14 protein-coding genes are annotated in these 16,253 nt (G+C 69.8%); 6 read left to right on the top strand and 8 right to left on the bottom strand.

Annotation, left to right across the window (positions count from 1 at the left end):
- The first annotated feature begins 2 nt into the window (after positions 1–2).
- From sufC to DJ021_RS17360, 5 genes are read left to right on the top strand one after another with little or no spacing between them, the layout of a single operon-like run.
- Complete coding sequence (gene sufC / locus DJ021_RS17380) at positions 3–749, top strand: Fe-S cluster assembly ATPase SufC (protein ID WP_111458736.1); 747 nt, start codon at positions 3–5, stop codon at positions 747–749.
- Positions 746–1,771, top strand: coding sequence for a Fe-S cluster assembly protein SufD (sufD, locus tag DJ021_RS17375; protein WP_111458735.1), 1,026 nt, complete (start codon positions 746–748; stop codon positions 1,769–1,771). Before sufC ends, sufD begins: the two co-directional genes overlap by 4 nt.
- A gap of 2 nt (positions 1,772–1,773) precedes the next feature.
- The gene (locus DJ021_RS17370; RefSeq protein WP_111458734.1) at positions 1,774–2,988 is read left to right on the top strand and encodes an aminotransferase class V-fold PLP-dependent enzyme; all 1,215 of its coding nucleotides are present in this window, start codon (positions 1,774–1,776) and stop codon (positions 2,986–2,988) included.
- Positions 2,989–2,998: 10 nt separating this feature from the next.
- Positions 2,999–3,361, top strand: a complete 363-nt coding sequence (locus DJ021_RS17365; RefSeq protein ID WP_111458733.1) for an SUF system Fe-S cluster assembly protein — start codon at positions 2,999–3,001, stop codon at positions 3,359–3,361.
- A complete protein-coding gene (locus DJ021_RS17360) occupies positions 3,361–3,756 on the top strand; it encodes a HesB/IscA family protein (protein WP_111458732.1) in 396 nt (131 codons plus the stop codon). Before DJ021_RS17365 ends, DJ021_RS17360 begins: the two co-directional genes overlap by 1 nt.
- An 18-nt stretch (positions 3,757–3,774) precedes the next feature.
- Here the strand turns inward: DJ021_RS17360 and DJ021_RS17355 are convergent, their stop codons facing one another.
- The 8 genes from DJ021_RS17355 to DJ021_RS17320 all read right to left on the bottom strand — a co-directional run bounded on the left by DJ021_RS17355 (position 3,775) and on the right by DJ021_RS17320 (position 14,483).
- A complete protein-coding gene (locus DJ021_RS17355) occupies positions 3,775–4,575 on the bottom strand; it encodes an enoyl-CoA hydratase/isomerase (RefSeq protein WP_111458731.1) in 801 nt (266 codons plus the stop codon).
- Positions 4,576–4,662: 87 nt separating this feature from the next.
- The gene (locus DJ021_RS17350; RefSeq protein ID WP_111458730.1) at positions 4,663–5,724 is read right to left on the bottom strand and encodes a GGDEF domain-containing protein; all 1,062 of its coding nucleotides are present in this window, start codon (positions 5,722–5,724) and stop codon (positions 4,663–4,665) included.
- Between the two features lie 110 nt (positions 5,725–5,834).
- Positions 5,835–7,550, bottom strand: coding sequence for a DEAD/DEAH box helicase (locus tag DJ021_RS17345; protein WP_111458729.1), 1,716 nt, complete (start codon positions 7,548–7,550; stop codon positions 5,835–5,837).
- A 396-nt stretch (positions 7,551–7,946) separates the two neighbouring features.
- Positions 7,947–8,414, bottom strand: a complete 468-nt coding sequence (locus tag DJ021_RS17340; protein WP_111458728.1) for a hypothetical protein — start codon at positions 8,412–8,414, stop codon at positions 7,947–7,949.
- A gap of 56 nt (positions 8,415–8,470) precedes the next feature.
- Positions 8,471–10,531: a DNA topoisomerase IV subunit B gene (gene parE / locus DJ021_RS17335; RefSeq protein WP_111458727.1), complete on the bottom strand. Its 2,061-nt coding sequence runs from the start codon at positions 10,529–10,531 to the stop codon at positions 8,471–8,473.
- 95 nt (positions 10,532–10,626) lie between these two features.
- Positions 10,627–12,555, bottom strand: a complete 1,929-nt coding sequence (locus tag DJ021_RS17330) for a M61 family metallopeptidase (protein ID WP_243626067.1) — start codon at positions 12,553–12,555, stop codon at positions 10,627–10,629.
- Positions 12,556–12,695: 140 nt separating this feature from the next.
- Complete coding sequence (gene glnA / locus DJ021_RS17325) at positions 12,696–14,105, bottom strand: type I glutamate--ammonia ligase (protein WP_111459161.1); 1,410 nt, start codon at positions 14,103–14,105, stop codon at positions 12,696–12,698.
- Between the two features lie 39 nt (positions 14,106–14,144).
- Positions 14,145–14,483: a P-II family nitrogen regulator gene (locus DJ021_RS17320; protein WP_111458725.1), complete on the bottom strand. Its 339-nt coding sequence runs from the start codon at positions 14,481–14,483 to the stop codon at positions 14,145–14,147.
- A 234-nt stretch (positions 14,484–14,717) separates the two neighbouring features.
- Between DJ021_RS17320 and DJ021_RS17315 the strand changes: the two genes are divergently transcribed.
- Positions 14,718–16,253 carry an acetyl-CoA acetyltransferase gene (locus DJ021_RS17315; protein WP_111458724.1) on the top strand — a complete coding sequence of 512 codons (1,536 nt, stop codon included), beginning with the start codon at positions 14,718–14,720 and terminating at the stop codon, positions 16,251–16,253.

The raw sequence follows: 16,253 nt of genomic DNA, 5'->3' as shown, positions 1-16,253 counted from the left end.
ACATGCTGAAGATCGAGAACCTGCACGCCGCCGTCGACGGCAAGGAGATCCTCAAGGGCCTGACCCTGGAGGTCCCGTCCGGCGAGGTGCACGCCATCATGGGCCCGAACGGGGCGGGCAAGTCGACGCTGTCGTACGTGCTCACCGGCCGTTCCGGCTATGAGGTCACCGAGGGTTCCGCCACCCTCGACGGTGAGGACCTGCTGGCGCTGGCGCCCGACGAGCGCGCCGCCCGCGGCGTCTTCCTGTCGTTCCAGTATCCGCTGGAGATCCCCGGTGTGCCGGCGCTGACCTTCATCCGCACCGCGCTCAACGCCCAGCGCCGGGCCCGCGGCGAGGACGAGATCGCCGCCCCGGCCTTCCTCAAGCTCGCCCGCGAGAAGGCGGCGGCGCTGAAGATCGACTTCGAGATGCTCAAGCGCGCGCTCAACGTCGGCTTCTCCGGCGGTGAGAAGAAGCGGATGGAAATCCTTCAAATGGCGATGCTTTCGCCGCGCTTCCTGATCCTCGACGAGACCGATTCCGGGCTCGATATCGACGCCCTGCGGATCGTCGCCGACGGCGTGAACGCGCTGCGCGCGCCGGACCGCTCGATGCTGGTGATCACCCATTACCAGCGCCTGCTCGACTACATCAAACCCGACCGCGTCCATGTGCTGGCCGCCGGCCGGATCGTCGCCTCCGGCGGGCCGGAACTGGCCCACGAGCTGGAGCGCGAAGGCTACGACCGCTACGCGAGGGCCGCTTGAGTCTCGCCTCCGCCATCAAGACCGGCGACGTCGCCGAGCTGCCGGGCAAGCGCGACGAGGACTGGCGCTGGACCGACCTGCGCGGCCTGGTCCGCGTGCTGCCGGACGCCTCGGCCCTGCTCGATCCCGCAGGCCTGCCGGCCGGCCCGTTCGATGGCCTGGCGCCGCAGACGGTCATCGCCAACGGCCGTGGCGACGCCCGCATCGAGGTCCGGCCCGGCGAGAGCGCCGAGCACGCCCTGCGGATCGTCGCGCGCGGCGCCGGCGCCCATGCGGCGCGGGTGAGCATCAGCGTGGCGGCCGGCGGCCGGCTGCGCCTGCTGGAGAGCTACGAAGGCGAGGGCGGCTACCTCTCGCAGACCTCGCTGGCCATCAGCCTCGGCGAGGGCGCGGTCGTGGAGCGCATCGTGCTGGCGCAGGACGACGCCGAGGCGGTGTCGGTCAGCCAGGCCGAGGTGACCCTGTCGCCCGGCGCGAGCTTCTCCCAGACGGTGCTGACCTCCGGCGCGCGGCGCCAGCGGATCGAGACCCGCGTCGCCCATCCCGGCGGCGAGGCCAGCCTGCGCCTCAACGGCGTCTACCTGCTGGCCGACAAGCGCCACGCCGACCAGACCACGGTGGTCACCCACGCCGGGACCGACGGCGCCACCGTGCAATTGACCAAGGGCGTGGTCCGCGACCAGGCGCGCGGCGTCTTCCAGGGCCGGATCGTGGTGTCCGAGGGCGCCGACCGCACCGACGCGCGCATGGGCCACCATGCGCTGATCCTCTCCGACCGCGCCGAGGTGGACGCCAAGCCGGAGCTGGAGATCTACGCCGACGACGTGGCCTGCGCGCACGGCAACACCGTGGGCGCCCTGGACGACGAGGCGCTGTTCTACGCCCGCCAGCGCGGCATTCCGGAGCCCGAAGCCCGGTCGATGCTCACCGCGGCCTTCGTGGGCGAGGTGGTGGACCGGATCGAGCACGAGGCCGCCCGCGAGGTGGTCCGCGCCTGGGTGGCGGAAAGGCTGAAGGGCTGACCATGGCTTTCGACGCCGAAGCGATCCGCGAACAGTTCCCGATCCTCAAGCGGCAGGTGAACGGCAAGCCGCTGGTCTACCTCGACAGCGCCGCCTCGGCCCAGAAGCCACGGGCGGTGATCGAGGCCATGACCCACGCCATGGAGCACTCGTACTCCAACGTGCACCGCGGCCTGCACACCCTGGCCAACGAGACCACCGAGGCCTTCGAGGGCGCCCGCAGGAAGGTCGCGGCCTTCATCGGCGCGGAGCCCAACGAGGTGGTGTTCACCAAGGGCGGCACGGAGGCCATCAACCTGGTCGCCGCCGGCCTGGGCGCCAGCCTCGGCGAGGGCGACGAGATCCTGCTCTCCGAGATGGAGCACCACGCCAACATCGTCCCCTGGCACTTCCTGCGCGAGCGCCGCGGCGTGGTGCTGAAGTTCACGCCCGTCACCGATGACGGCCAGCTGGACCTGGAGGCCTTCCAGAGCCTGCTCGGGCCCCGCACGCGGGTGGTGGCGCTGTCGCACATGTCCAACGTGCTGGGGACCATCAACCCGGTGATGGACCTGACGCGGATGGCGCATGAGGCCGGCGCCCTGGTGCTGCTCGACGGCTGCCAGGCCATCGCCCACAAGCCGGTGGACGTGAAGGCGCTGGACGTCGATTTCTACGTCTTCTCCGGCCACAAGCTCTATGGCCCGACCGGTATCGGCGCCCTCTACGGCAAGGGCGAGCGCCTGGCCGCCTTGCCCCCATACCAGGGCGGCGGCGAGATGATCGGCGCGGTGAGCCTGGAGACCATCACATACGCCGACCCGCCGCACCGCTTCGAGGCCGGCACGCCGCCGATCCTGGAGGCGATCGGCTTTGGCGCGGCCATCGACTGGCTCTCCGGCCTCGACCGGATCGCCATCGCCCGCCACGAGCACGAGCTCTACCAGCACGTCCGCGAGCGGCTCGCCGGGGCCAACTGGCTGCGGGTGCTGGGCGAGGCGCCGGACAAGGGCGCTATCCTGTCGTTCACGGTCGACGGGGCGCACGCCCACGACGTGGCGCAGATCCTGGACCGTTATGGCGTCGCGGTGCGGGCCGGGACGCACTGCGCCGAGCCGCTGATGAAGCGTTTCGGCGTCACATCGAGCGCCCGCGCTTCCTTCGCCCTATATAATACCCACGACGAGGCGGACGCTTTCGTGGACGCCTTGACCAAGACACAAGCTTTCTTCGCGTAACGTGAGCCCCATGGACGACGCCGCAGCCATCGAAACCCAGTCGACGACGCCGCTCAGCCAGGCCGAGCTGGACGCCCTGACCGACCAGCTGATCGAGAAGCTGAAGACGGTGTTCGACCCGGAGATCCCGGTCGACATCTACGAGCTGGGGCTGATCTACAAGGTCGACGTCTCGGACGACAAGGACGTGGTCATCGACATGACGCTGACCGCGCCCGGCTGCCCGGTGGCCGGCGACATGCCCGGCTGGGTCGAGGATGCGGTGCGCGAACTGCCCGAGATCCGTTCGTGCAAGGTCGAGCTGGTGTTCGATCCGCCGTGGGATCCCTCGCGGATGTCCGACGAGGCCAAGCTGCAATTGAACATGTTCTGATGGAAAACCTGTCCGTCACCCCACAACCCCGCGCCCGCCGGCCCCGGCCGAAGGTGGTCACGCTCACCGAGCGCGCCGCCGACCGCGTGCGCGAGATCATGGGCAAGGCCGACAAGCCCTATATGGCGCTGCGCGTCGGGGTGAAGAACGGCGGCTGCGCCGGGCAGGAGTACGTCCTGGAGTACGCCGAGGCCGCCAACCCGCTGGACGAGGTGGTCGAGGACAAGGGCGTCACCATCCTGGTCGAACCCAAGGCGGTGCTGTTCCTGGTGGGCACCGAGATCGACTACGAGGCGACCAAGCTCTCGGCCAAGTTCGTGTTCCGCAATCCCAACGAGACCGACGCCTGCGGATGCGGCGAGAGCGTCACCATCGAGCCGGCCAGCGCGGAATAGGGAGCCCGGGTAGCGAGCTCAGCGGCCCTTGAACTGGGCCACGCGCTTCTGGATGAAGGCCAGCACGCCCTCGCGGGCGTCTTCCGTCCGGCCGGCGTCGCCCTGCTTGTAGGCCTCGGCCTCGATCTGCTCGTGCCAGGTGGCGTCGAGCGACTCCCAGATCAGGTTGCGGGTGTAGCCCAGCGACTTCGGCCCGTCGGCCAGCGCCCGGGCCAACTCCATCGCCTTCGGCATCAGCTCGGCGTCGGGGACGCAGCGGTTGATCAGGCCCCACTCCAGCGCTGTCGCCGCCGGCAGCTTCTCGCCCAGCAGGGTCAGCTCCATGGCGCGTGCCTTGCCGACCAGCCGCGGCAGCAGGTAGGTGGCGCCGCCGTCCGGGACCAGGCCGATGCGGCGGAAGGCCTGCAGGAAGTAGGCGCTCTCCGCCGCGACGATCAGGTCGCAGACCAGGGCCAGGGACGCGCCGACGCCCGCCGCCACGCCGTTCACCGCGGCCACCAGGGGCTTGGGCGAGCGGCGCACCGCGCTGACGAACGGGTTGTAGGTCTTCAGCAGCGCCTGGTTCGGCCCGGCCGCGGCGCCGCGGTCGCCCGCCCCGCCGCCAGAGAGGTTCGCGCCGGAACAGAAGCCCCGGCCTTCACCGGTGAGCACGATGGCGCGCACCGCGTCGTCGGCCACGAAGCCCTCGAAGGCGGCGACCAGCTCGCGCATGAGATCCAGGCCCGCCGCGTTGAGCGTGGTGGGATCGCTGAGCGTGATGACGCCCACACCGTCCTCGGCCGAGGTTCTGACCTTGGTTGCCGTCGCCGCGCCGTCCATGGCGTCCTCCCTGGAACGAGCCTCGTTGTGCGGGCTCGATCTAGCGGAGCATACCCCGGCGGCAGGCTAGCGAAAAACGTCGGCGGTTCAGGCGGCCGCTGCGGCGGCGGAGACCGGGTCGGCGGCGGAGGTGCGGTTGCGGCCGGCGTGCTTGGAGGCGTAGAGGGCGGCGTCGGCGCGCTCGACCAGGCTGGTCACGCCCTCGCCGGGCTGGCGCTCGGCCAGGCCCACCGAGACGGTGACGGCGCCGAGGTCTTCGTTGGTCGACCGGCGCTTCAGGATCCGCGACGAGATCTCCTCGCGGATCTCCTCCATCGTCGTCAGCGCCGAGCGGGTGCTCTCGTCCGGGAACACCAGGGCGAATTCCTCGCCGCCATAGCGCGCCGCGGTGCGCGGGGCCGCGCCCACCCGACCGATGACGCTGGCCACGTAGCGGATCACCTGGTCGCCGGTCTGGTGGCCCCAGGTGTCGTTGAAGGTCTTGAAGTGGTCGATGTCGATGACTGCCAGGGTCAGCGGCTGGCCGCGGCTCTCCGCCGCCTCGCAGGCCCGCTCCAGCGCCTCGTCGAAGGCCTTGCGGTTGGCGAGGTTGGTCAGGCCGTCGGTCATGGCGTCGCGGCGCACCAGCTCCAGGTGCTCCTTCAGCCGGCCCACCTCGGCGGTGGTGTCGGCGAGCTGGGTCTCCAGGGTCTTGTTCTCGCCCAGCACGCGCTGGGTGGCCGAGGTCAGGGTGCTGACGATGGTCTTGAAGGCGGCCGTGTCCTCGACCTCGAGCGACTGCGAGGCGGTGGCCAGCTGTTCGCCATAGGCCTCGCTGGATTCGCGGGCCGATTCGATCGCCCGGGACACCGAGTCCAATTCCTTCGACAGGGCGTCGCCGGCGTCGAGGATCTCGCCGTTCAGCTTGGCCTTGGGCAGGAACTCCGCGGCCAGCGCCTCGCCGACGATGTCGGTGAAGGCCTCGCCGGAGGCGATGATCTGGGTGATCTCGGCGCCCAGCGGGCTGTCCTTGGCCGCGACGTAGTGGACCCACAGCTCATAGTTCAGCGCGGTCGGCCAGACCTTGTGCGCTTCCATCGCTTCCAGCGCCTTGCGGGCCAGGCCGTAGGCCTTCGGTCCACGCAGCAAGGTTTCGACGTCTGCGACCATGGCGCCCTTCCCGACAGGGCGCAGCGCAACCAGCGCTTGCACCCGTTCCCGACCGCAATGCTACCGCCTGAGCCCAAACGCCGGGTTAAGGCGCGCGCAGGTTCCGCCGATCAGTCGTCGGCGGGGCGGGGGGCTGGCGCCTTCGCCAGGAAGGCCGGGACGTCGGAGCCGAAGCCCACGACGCCGTCGCCGTCCTCGCGGTCGCGACGGTTGCGGTCGGGACGGTCCGGCTCGAGGCGTTCCGATCGGCCGCCGGCGCGTTCGGCCCGCTCCGGACGCGCGGAGCGCTCCGGCCGGTCGCGGCGGGGGCGGTCGCGATCCCGTTCCGGCTCGCGCGCCACCGGCGGCGGGGCCGCCTCGGCGGCCGCGGGCGCGGGACGCGCTTCGCTGCGCTCTGTGCGCTCAGCGTGTTCGGGGCGTTCAGCCCGTTCGCCACGCCCGCCGCGTGCGCGGCGGCTGCGCGGGGCGCGCGGCTCCTGCGCCGGCGCAGCTTCGGCGGTCACCGCGACCGGGGCCACCTCGGCGGTGGGGTCGAAGGGGCTGGTGGAGGCCTGGTCGTGGCGCGGACGCTGTTCGCGCGGGGCGTGGTCGCGTTCGCGGCCCGGGCGTGCGCCGCTGCGGCCGGAGCGTTCGCCGCCTCGGCCCGAACGTTCGCCGCCGCGGCCGGCGCGGGGCTCGTCCTTCAGGCTGGCCCAGTCGAGATCGAGGGTGATCTCCTCCGGCGCCTTGCCGGTCAGCTTCAGCACCTTGTCGAGGTTGCGGCTGTCGGCGGGGGTGGCGATCATGAACGCCTGGCCCGAGCGGCCGGCGCGCCCGGTGCGCCCGATGCGGTGGACGTAGTCGTCGGCGTGGTGCGGCACGTCGTAGTTGAAGACGTGGCTGACGTCGGGGATGTCGAGGCCGCGGGCGGCGACGTCGGAAGCGCAGAGCAGCTTCAGCGAGCCGTTGCGGAAGCTCTCCAGCGTCCGCATCCGCGTCGTCTGGTCGAGGTCGCCGTGGATCGGGGCGGCGTCGAAGCCGTGGGTCTTCAGCGACTTGGCGACGATGTCGACTTCCGACTTACGGTTGCAGAAGACGATGCCGTTGCGCACGTCGTCGCGGCCGATCAGCGTCCGCAGGGCTGTCCGCTTGGCCTTCGGGTCGATGGTGGGGATCCGCACCAGGTACTGGGTGATGGTCTCCGCCGTCGTCGCCGGGCGCGAGGCCTCGATGCGGATCGGGTCGTTGAGGAACTGCTTGGTGAGCCGGGTGATCTCCGGCGGCATGGTCGCGGAGAAGAACAGCGTCTGCTTCTTGGCCGGCGTCAGCTTGAAGATGCGCTCGAGGTCCGGGATGAAGCCCATGTCGAGCATCCGGTCGGCCTCGTCGACGACCATGATCTGCACCCCGGTCATCAGGAGCTTGCCGCGCTCGAAGTGGTCGAGCAGGCGGCCCGGGGTGGCGATCAGCACGTCCACGCCGCGGTCGAGCTTCAACTCCTGGTCGGAGAAGGAGACGCCGCCGATCAAGAGCGCCCAGGAGAGCTTCTGGCCCTTGGCGTACTTCTCGAAGGACAGCGAGACCTGGTCGGCCAGCTCACGGGTGGGGGCGATGACCAGGGCGCGCGGCATGCGCGCCTTGGAGCGGCCGGCCTTCAGCCGGTCGATCATCGGAAGGGTGAAGGCGGCGGTCTTGCCGGTGCCGGTCTGGGCGATGCCCAGCACGTCGCGGCCCTGCAGCGCGAAGGGAATGGCCTCCGCCTGGATGGGTGTTGCGGTCGTGTAACCGGTGTCGGCGACGGCCTGCAGGGTCGCAGGCGAGAGGCCCAGTTCTGAAAATTCGGTCATTCGTTACGATAAGAGCGGGGCCGCGCCGTATCCCTCGGATAGGAATTGAGGCTGGCGTACCGCGGCGGCGCGGACGGAGATCGCCACGCGCGCGGAAGATACGGACAGCACACGACAAGTCAACGCGTTCGGCGCCGCCGGGGTTCAGGGAGCCCGAATCGGCCGGTCCGCGCGGTCATCGCGGCCGGATCAGGTTGATCTGTATGAAGCCTCGGAAAGTCGAGTTCGTCGAAGCCCGTGCAAATTCCGCCTCGGCCTCCTTGCGACCCCGCCAGCGGGCGAACCGCACCAGCCCCCGCGTGCCGATGGCGGCCAGTCGCCCGGCGAGGCCGGCGTCGCGCGGCTCAAGTCCGCTCGTCCACGCGCTTGCCGCGGGGTAGCGCCGGCCAACGGTGGTCAGAACAGCGGCCCCGCCTCGGGCGCGGCTTGCTTTTTTTTTCCGTCGTCGGGCCCGCCGTAGTCGGGCGTCCAGGTCTCGCTGGCTCCGGACAAGTCCCCGTCGTGGGGGATGCCGTTGTGGCGATCGAGGGCGGCGGCGAACGAGCGGGCGGCCTCGCCGAGCGCGAAGGCGAAGGTCGAGCCTGCCTCCTCCACCTTGTCCTTGGCGTCCCCGGCCTTGTGCTTGGCGTCACCGCCGAGGGTCTTCATCTTGTCCGCTGCGTCGGCCATTAGATGCTGCGCCTTGGGACTGTCGGCGGTCTTCTTCGCCGCGCCGACCGCGCCGGCCGCCATAAGGGCTTCGGCGATCAGCGCCTGGCCGGTCCGCGAGGCGAGCAGTTCGCCCAGCCGGCCCTTGCGCACCGACTTCGGCACCTTCACGCCCGCGATCCGCTTGGGCAGGAAGCTCTTCGTTTTCTTGGCCATCGGCGACCTCCTGGTCTCATAGGCCAAACGTGCGCAGGCTGAACCGTGTTCCGGTCCTAGACGTCGAGGTCGGCGACCGCGAACTCGGCGTTTTCCTGGATGAACTGGAAGCGCAACTCGGGCTTGCGGCCCATCAGCTGCTCCACCAGGCTCTCCACCGCCTCCTCGGCGCGGGGCAGGGTGACGCGCGCAAGGGTGCGCTTGGAAGGATCCATGGTGGTCTCCTTCAGCTGCGCCGGCATCATCTCGCCCAGGCCCTTGAAGCGGCTGATCTCCGGCTTCTTGCCCTTGAACTCGGTGGCCAGCAGCTCGTCGCGATGGGCGTCGTCGCGGGCGTAGACCACCTTGGTCCCGTGGCTCAGGCGATAGAGCGGCGGCAGCGCCAGGTAGAGGCGGCCCGAGCGGATCATCTCCGGCATGGTGCGGTAGAAGAAGGTGATCAGCAGGCTGGCGATGTGGGCGCCGTCCACGTCGGCGTCGGTCATGATGACCACCCGCTCGTAGCGCAGGTCCTCTTCCTTGAACTTCGAGCCGCCCTGGACGCCGAGCGCCAGCATCAGGTCGGACAGCTCCTTGTTGCCGCCCATCTTGTCCAGCGACGCCGAGGCGACGTTGAGGATCTTGCCCCGCAGCGGCAGGATCGCCTGGGTGCGGCGGTCACGCGCCTGCTTGGCGGAGCCGCCGGCCGAGTCGCCTTCGACCAGGAAGATCTCGGTGCCGTCGGTGGCCTGGCCCGAACAGTCGGCCAGTTTGCCGGGCAGGCGCAGCTTGCGGGTGGCCGAGGCGCGGGCGACTTCCTTGTCCTTGCGCCGCTTCAGCCGCTCCTCGGCGCGCTCGATGACGAACTGCAGGAGGGCGGTGGCGGCCTTGGGCTGGGCGGTGAGCCAGTGGTCGAAGGGATCGCGCAGGGCGTTTTCCACCAGCCGCTGGGCGTCGGCCGAGGACAGCCGCTCCTTGGTCTGGCCCTGGAATTCCGGATTGGCGACGAAGACGCTGACCAGGGCCCCGGCCTGGGCCACCACGTCCTCGGCGGTCAGCAGGCCGCCGCGCTTCTCGCCGGTGAGCTCGGCGTAGGCCTTGAGCCCCCGCGTCAGCGCCGCGCGCAGGCCCGCCTCGTGGGTGCCGCCTTCCGGGGTCGGCACGGTGTTGCAGTAGGACTGCATGAAGCCGTCGGCTTCGCCGAAGCCGGCCGGCGTCCAGGTGATCGCCCACTCGACCTTGCCGGCCTCGCCCGGGCGGGCGTAGCGGCCGGCGAACGGCTCCGGGGTGACGGTCTCGATGTCCTTGACCCGCTCGGCCAGGAAGTCGGCGAGGCCATTGGGGAAGCGGAACACCGCCTCGGCCGGCGTCTGGTCGTGGATGCGCGCCGGGTCGCACTTCCAGCGAATTTCGACGCCGCCGAACAGGTAGGCCTTGGAGCGGGCCATCCGGTAGAGGCGGGCGGGCTTGAAGGCCACGCCTTCGCCGAAGATCACCGGGTCGGGCGTGAACGCGATGGCGGTGCCGTGCTTGCGGGTGGGGGCGAGCTTCTCGATGCCGCCCAGCGGCTTGCCGCGGGTGAAGGCCTGGCGCCACTCGAAGCCGTCCTTCCAGGCGGTGACCTCGACCCGTTCGGAGAGCGCGTTGACCACCGAGACGCCGACGCCGTGCAGGCCGCCGGAGGTCTCGTAGGCCTTGCCCGAGAATTTCCCGCCGGAGTGCAGGACGGTCATGATGACCTCCAGCGCCGACTTTCCGGGGTGCTTCGGGTGCGGGTCGACGGGGATGCCGCGGCCGTCGTCCTTGACCGTCAACTGGCCGTCGGCGTCGAGGCTGACCTCGATGACCTTGGCGTGGCCGGCGACCGCCTCGTCCATGGCGTTGTCCAGCACCTCGGCGAACAGGTGGTGCAGGGCCCGCTCGTCAGTGCCGCCGATGTACATGCCCGGCCGCTTGCGGACCGGCTCCAGGCCCTCGAGGACCTCGATGTCCTTGGCCGAGTAGCCGGACGGCGCCTTCAGGCCCACCGCCACCGGGTCGGGGCGCGGCTCATGGCTCTCCGCCAGCGGGGCGGCCGGCGCAGGGTTCAGCGCATCGTCGAACAGGTCGGGCAGGGACTGGGTGGAAGGCTTCGGCATGTGGGGGAGGGTGTCGCGATTCTGGGTCCCCCGGTATGAATCGGCGGGCGGACGAAGGCAATGCGGCGCAGCCGCCGCCTTCGTCCGCGCAGGGCCTACTTCCTCGGCGCGTAGATGGCCGCGAGGCGGTCCGGCGTGCCGGGGATCCGCTCCAGGCGCGGGTAGCGCAGGCCGTCGCGGTAGTCGATCGCCACGGTGCGGTAGTGGTCGCCGTCCTTGACCAGCAGGCTGACCGGCTGGCCGCCCTTGGCCGCGGTGATCGCCTCCTTCAGCCGCTCGGTGTCGTAGGCGATGCCGTTGACCGCCACGATCTTGTCGCCGACCGTCAGCCCCGCCTTGAAGGCGGGGCTGTCCCACAGGACGCTGGTGAGCGTCGTCTCGCGGTTGAGCACCAGGCCCAGCGAATAGGTCAGGTCGACGATCTTCCGCGACGCCTCGTTGTCCTTCCAGAACTCGGTGGGCTTGTCGGTGTAGACCAGCCGGTAGCCGCCGCGGGCGAGGCCGGCGAGCGGCGGCTCCGGCGCGACCTGGCGGATCCGGGCGGTCAGGAAGCCGGCCCAGTCGTAGGGCATGACCTGGTTGAGAGCGGCGACCACGTCGTCGAAGGTGTAGGTCAGCTCGGTCCAGCTGCCGTCGTTCATCCCGAAGAAGGCGCGGGCGAAGTCGTCGAGGGACTTCTTGCCGCCGGACTTCTCGCGGATCAGCGTGTCGGCGTCGAGCCAGACCAGCTGGCCTTCCGAATAGTAATCCTCGCTGCGCTGCCAGCTGAGCCACGGGATCGGTCGGCGCTGGGCGATGATCGGGTCGTTGGTGGTGTCTTCGACGCTGCGCCACTTGCGGCCCGGCCGGCCGTCGGAATAGGCCGCCGCGGTGCTGGCCAGGGCGTCGAGGGTCTGCTGCACGGTGTTCAGCCCGGAACGCGCGCCCAGCACATAGCCCCAGTACTGGTCCTGGCCCTCGTAGACCCACAACAGGCTGTCGCGCATCGGCACGTTGAAGGTCGGCGTCCACAGGTCCGCGGGCCGGCGGTACTTGCCGTCCCAGGAGTGGTTGTACTCGTGCGGCAGCAGGTTGCGGGCCGGGGCGTTCCGGGCCCATTCGGTGAAGTAGTCCGGCGTCGTGCCGTTCTCGCTCGACCGGTGGTGCTCCAGGCCGATGCCGCCCATGCGTTCGGTCAGCGCCAGCAGCATGTCGTAGTGGTCGTAGTGCCGCGCGCCGTAGAGCCTGTCCGCCTGCCGGATCAGGGCGCGGTGCAGTTCGACCTGCTCGGGCTTGATCTCCAGCAGCTCGGGACGATCGGCGACGATGTTGAGGCGCACCGGCGAACGGCCGCCCGGATCGAGGTCGATCTGCTTGAAGTAGCGGCCGGCGAACATCGGCGAGTCCACCAGGGTGTCGAAGCCGACCGGCTTGAACCGGGTCACGCCGGCCACGGTCGAGGCGGTCTCCAGGGCGGCGCCGAAACCCCAGCCGGCCGGCAGGCGCACGCTGGGATCGACCTGGATACGGCGGGTGAAATAGCCCGCCGGATAGAGCGCCACCGCGTTCCACTGCAGGTTCAGCATCTCCGGCGTCATCACCACCCGGCCCTGGTCCGTGGCGGTGGGCGAGACGTACTGGAACTCGACGTCCAGGGCGGCGGCGCCTTGCGGCACGTCCACGTGGAAGGCGAAGACGTTCACTGGGTCGCGGGTCCAGGCGATCGGCTGGCCGTTGGCGCGGACGATCAGGCCGGCGACCTTGTCCAGCGGGCCGCTGGGCGAATGGTTGCCGGGAAGCCAGGCCGGGTAGAGCAGGGTCATCGGCCCGGCGCGGGGGACGGGGATGGTCTCCTTGACCCGGAAGATCCGCCGATCGAGGTCGGTGGCGTCCACATCCAGGCGCAGGACGCCCGGAAAGGCCACGTCCTGCGGGGCGGCGATCGGCGGCGGCATGGGCGCCGGCTGCGGGCCCTCGGAGGGCTGGGCTGCGGCGGAACCGGCGAGCGCCAGCAGGGAAGCGAAAGCGACGAGGGCAAGTTTCAACGCAGGTGCACCTTGATGCCAGGAGGTGCAGCATTTGTAGGTCTGCTTCGCGCCGGCGGGCAAATGGCGACCGGTGTTCGGCAGCAAAAAGGGCCGCGGATTGCTCCGCGGCCCTCTTGCCTCGCGTCAGCCGACGTCGACTAGCACTTGAAGTACATGTCGAATTCCACCGGGTGCGGGTGGAGTTGGAGGCGCATGACTTCCTCCATCTTCAGCTCGATGTAGGAGTCGATGAAGTCGTCGTCCATGACGCCGCCCTTCTTGAGGAAGGCGCGGTCCTTGTCGAGATTCTCGAGCGCCTCGCGCAGCGAACCGCAGACCTCGGGGACCTTCTTCTGCTCGCGCGGCGGCAGGTCGTAGAGGTTCTTGTCCATGGCCGGACCCGGATCGATCTTGTTCTCGATCCCGTCGAGGCCGGCCATCAGCAGGGCCACGAAGGTCAGGTAGGGGTTGCCCATCGGGTCGGGGAAGCGGGCTTCGATCCGCTTGCCCTTCGGCGAGTCGACGTGCGGGATGCGGATGGAGGCCGAGCGGTTGCGGGCCGAGTAGGCCAGCTTCACCGGGGCTTCGTAGCCCGGCACCAGGCGCTTGTAGGAGTTGGTCGTCGAGTTGGCGAAGGCGTTGATGGCCTTGGCGTGCTTGATGATGCCGCCGATGTACCAGAGGCACATGTCCGAGAGGCCGGCGTACTTGTCGCCGGCGAACAGCGGCTTGCCGTCCTTCCAGATCGACTGGTGCACGTGCATGCCCGAGCCGTTGTCGGCGAACATCGGCTTGGCCATGAAGGTCGCGGTCTTGCCGTAGGCGTGGGCGACGTTCTTGATCACGTACTTATAGAGCTGAAGGCGGTCGGCCATGGTCAGCAGGTCGGAGAACTTCAGGCCGAGCTCGTGCTGGGCGGGCGCCACCTCGTGGTGGTGCTTTTCAGGCATCATGCCCAGCTCGCCCATCACCGCCAGCATCTCGCCGCGCAGGTCCTGGCCGGAGTCCGTCGGGTTGACCGGGAAGTAGCCGCCCTTGGGGCCCGGGCGGTGGCCCATGTTGCCTTCCGGGAACGACTTGGTCGAGCTCAGCGGCAGCTCGGAGGAGTCGTAGGCGTAGAAGGTGTTTTCGGGCGAGGTGCCCCAGCGGACGTCGTCGAAGATGAAGAACTCGGCCTCGGGGCCGAAGAAGACGGTGTCGCCGATGCCGGCCGACTTCACATAGGTCAGCGCCTGCTTGGCGATCGACCGCGGGTCGCGGTTGTAGGGGGTGTTGGTGTCCGGGTTCACCACGTCGCAGAACAGCACCATCGTGGTCTGCTGGTAGAACGGGTCGATGTGGGCCGAGGCCAGGTCCGGCCGCAGCTTCATGTCGGACTCGTTGATCGCCTTCCAGCCGGCGATCGAAGAGCCGTCGAACATCGTGCCGTCGTTGAGGAACTCCTCGTCGACCAGGTCGATGTCGAAGGTGACGTGCTGCATCTGGCCGCGGACGTCGGTGAAGCGGACGTCGACGTATTTGACGTCCTTTTCCTTGATCTGGGCCAGGATGTCTTTGGAGGTGGCCATGGTCATGATCCCCTTTGGTTATCTCGATATTGGGTTGGCTTAGATCGCCGCCGGGCCGGTTTCCCCGGTCCGGATGCGCATGATGTCGATGATCTCGGAGACGAAGATCTTGCCGTCGCCGATGCGGCCGGTGCGCGCGGCGCCGGCGATCGCTTCCAGGGCGCGGTCGAGCTGGTCATCGGCCACCACGACCTCGATCTTGATCTTGGGCAGGAAGTCCACGACGTACTCGGCGCCGCGGTAAAGCTCGGTCTGGCCCTTCTGGCGTCCGTAGCCCTTGGCCTCGATCACCGTCATGCCCTGGACGCCGAGCTCCTGCAGGGCTTCCTTCACCTCGTCCAGCTTGAACGGCTTGATGACGGCTTCGATCTTCTTCATGGCCCGCTTGCACCCGTGCGACGCCGCCCCGGCGGTCGCCGCGGACGGAGCACGCCGCAGCGTCGGGCGACAAGGGCGGCCACGCTGCGCCGGGCCTTCCGCGCCTTGAACTTTGACCGGCGCCCGAAAAGAAGGCGCCTAGAGGTCAAAAACCGGTCAGTGCGGGTTTCGCCTTGTGAGCGCGGTTCCGGCGCCTAGGATCGCCGCTGACCGGGGTGCGGAGGCGGGCAGGGAATGGGCGACAACACTCCAGTTATGATCGGAGCGGGCCAATTCAGCTATCGCGGCGATCCGGCAGCTTCGCCGTCGCCGGTCGCCCTGCTGAAACTTGCGGCGGAACGCGCGGCCTTGGACGCCGGGCTGTCGGCCCGCCAGCTGGCGGCGATCGACGCGCTCGCCGTGGTCGGCTTCACGGTCGACGCGCCGGGCGGCGGCCGGGCCGTGCCGCACGCCTCCAATCCCCCCGCCAGCCTGTCGCAACAGATCGGCGCCAGCCCGCGCTGGGCGGTCTATTCGCACATGGGCGGGAACACCCCGCAGCAGCTGGTGAACGTGCTCTGCGAGCGGATCGCCCGCGGCGAGACCGAGCTTGGCCTTGCAGTGGGCTGCGAGTTCCTGGGCTCGGCGGTCAAGCGGCTCACCCGGGGGCTGGGCTTCGACGACTGGCGCGAGGACCAGGAGCTGCCGGCGCCCGAGCGGATCGGCGATCCGCGGCCCGGCGTCAGCCCCTACGAAGCCCGCCACGGCCTCGGCCGGCCGATCAACACCTATCCGCTGTTCGAGAACGCGCTCCGGGCCCGCGACCGCCGCTCGATCCCCGACCACCAGCGCCGGCTGGGCGAGCTGTTCGCGCCCTTCACCAAGGTCGCGGCGGAGAATCCCGAGGCCTGGTTCCCCGTCGAGCGCACGGCGGAGGAGCTGGTCGCCGTCTCGGAGAAGAACCGGATGGTGGGCTTTCCCTATCCGAAGCTGCTCAACGCCATCATGGAGGTCGACCAGTCGGCCGCGGTGATCGTCGCCAGCGAGCGCAAGGCCCGCGAACTGGGCGTGCCGGAAGACAGGTGGGTCTACCTGCACGGCTGCGCCGACGCCGCCGACCTGTGGAATCCCATCGACCGGCAGGACTTCCACTCCAGCCCCGCCATGCGGCTGACCGGCCAGCGGGCGCTGGAGATGGCCGGCGTCGGGCTGGACGCCATCGGCCTGATCGACCTCTATTCCTGCTTCCCGGTGGCGGTGGAGATCGGGGCGGAGGAACTCGGCCTGGCGCTGGACGATCCGCGCGGCCTGACCGTCACCGGCGGCCTGCCGTACGCCGGCGGCCCCGGCAACAACTACGCCATGCACTCGATCGCCGGGATGATGCAGAAGCTGCGGCGCCGGCCCGGGGCCTACGGTCTGGTGACCGCCAACGGCTGGTTCCTGACCAAGCAGTCGACCGGCGTCTATTCGACCCGATCGCCCGGCCGTCCCTTCGAGCGCGAGGACCCTGGCGTCCTGCAGCGCCAGATCGACGCCCTGCCGCATCCAGCCGTCATCGAACAGCCGCAAGGCGCCGCCAGGATCGAAACCTACACCGTGGTCCACCGCCGCGAGGGTCCGTTCCTGGGCATCGTGATCGGGCGCGACGCCTCGGACCGGCGGTTCGTGGCGCACACGCCGGCCGATCCCGAGACGTTGACGGCCTTCGAGGCGGTGGAGCAGGTGGGGCGCACCGGGACCGTGCGTCCCGCCGACGACGGCCAGACCAACCTGTTCATCCCGGATTGA

This window comes from Phenylobacterium hankyongense, assembly GCF_003254505.1.
Classification (GTDB): domain Bacteria; phylum Pseudomonadota; class Alphaproteobacteria; order Caulobacterales; family Caulobacteraceae; genus Phenylobacterium; species Phenylobacterium hankyongense.
Note: the sequence above shows the minus strand (reverse complement) of the source record. Positions and strands in the feature narration are given on the sequence as shown.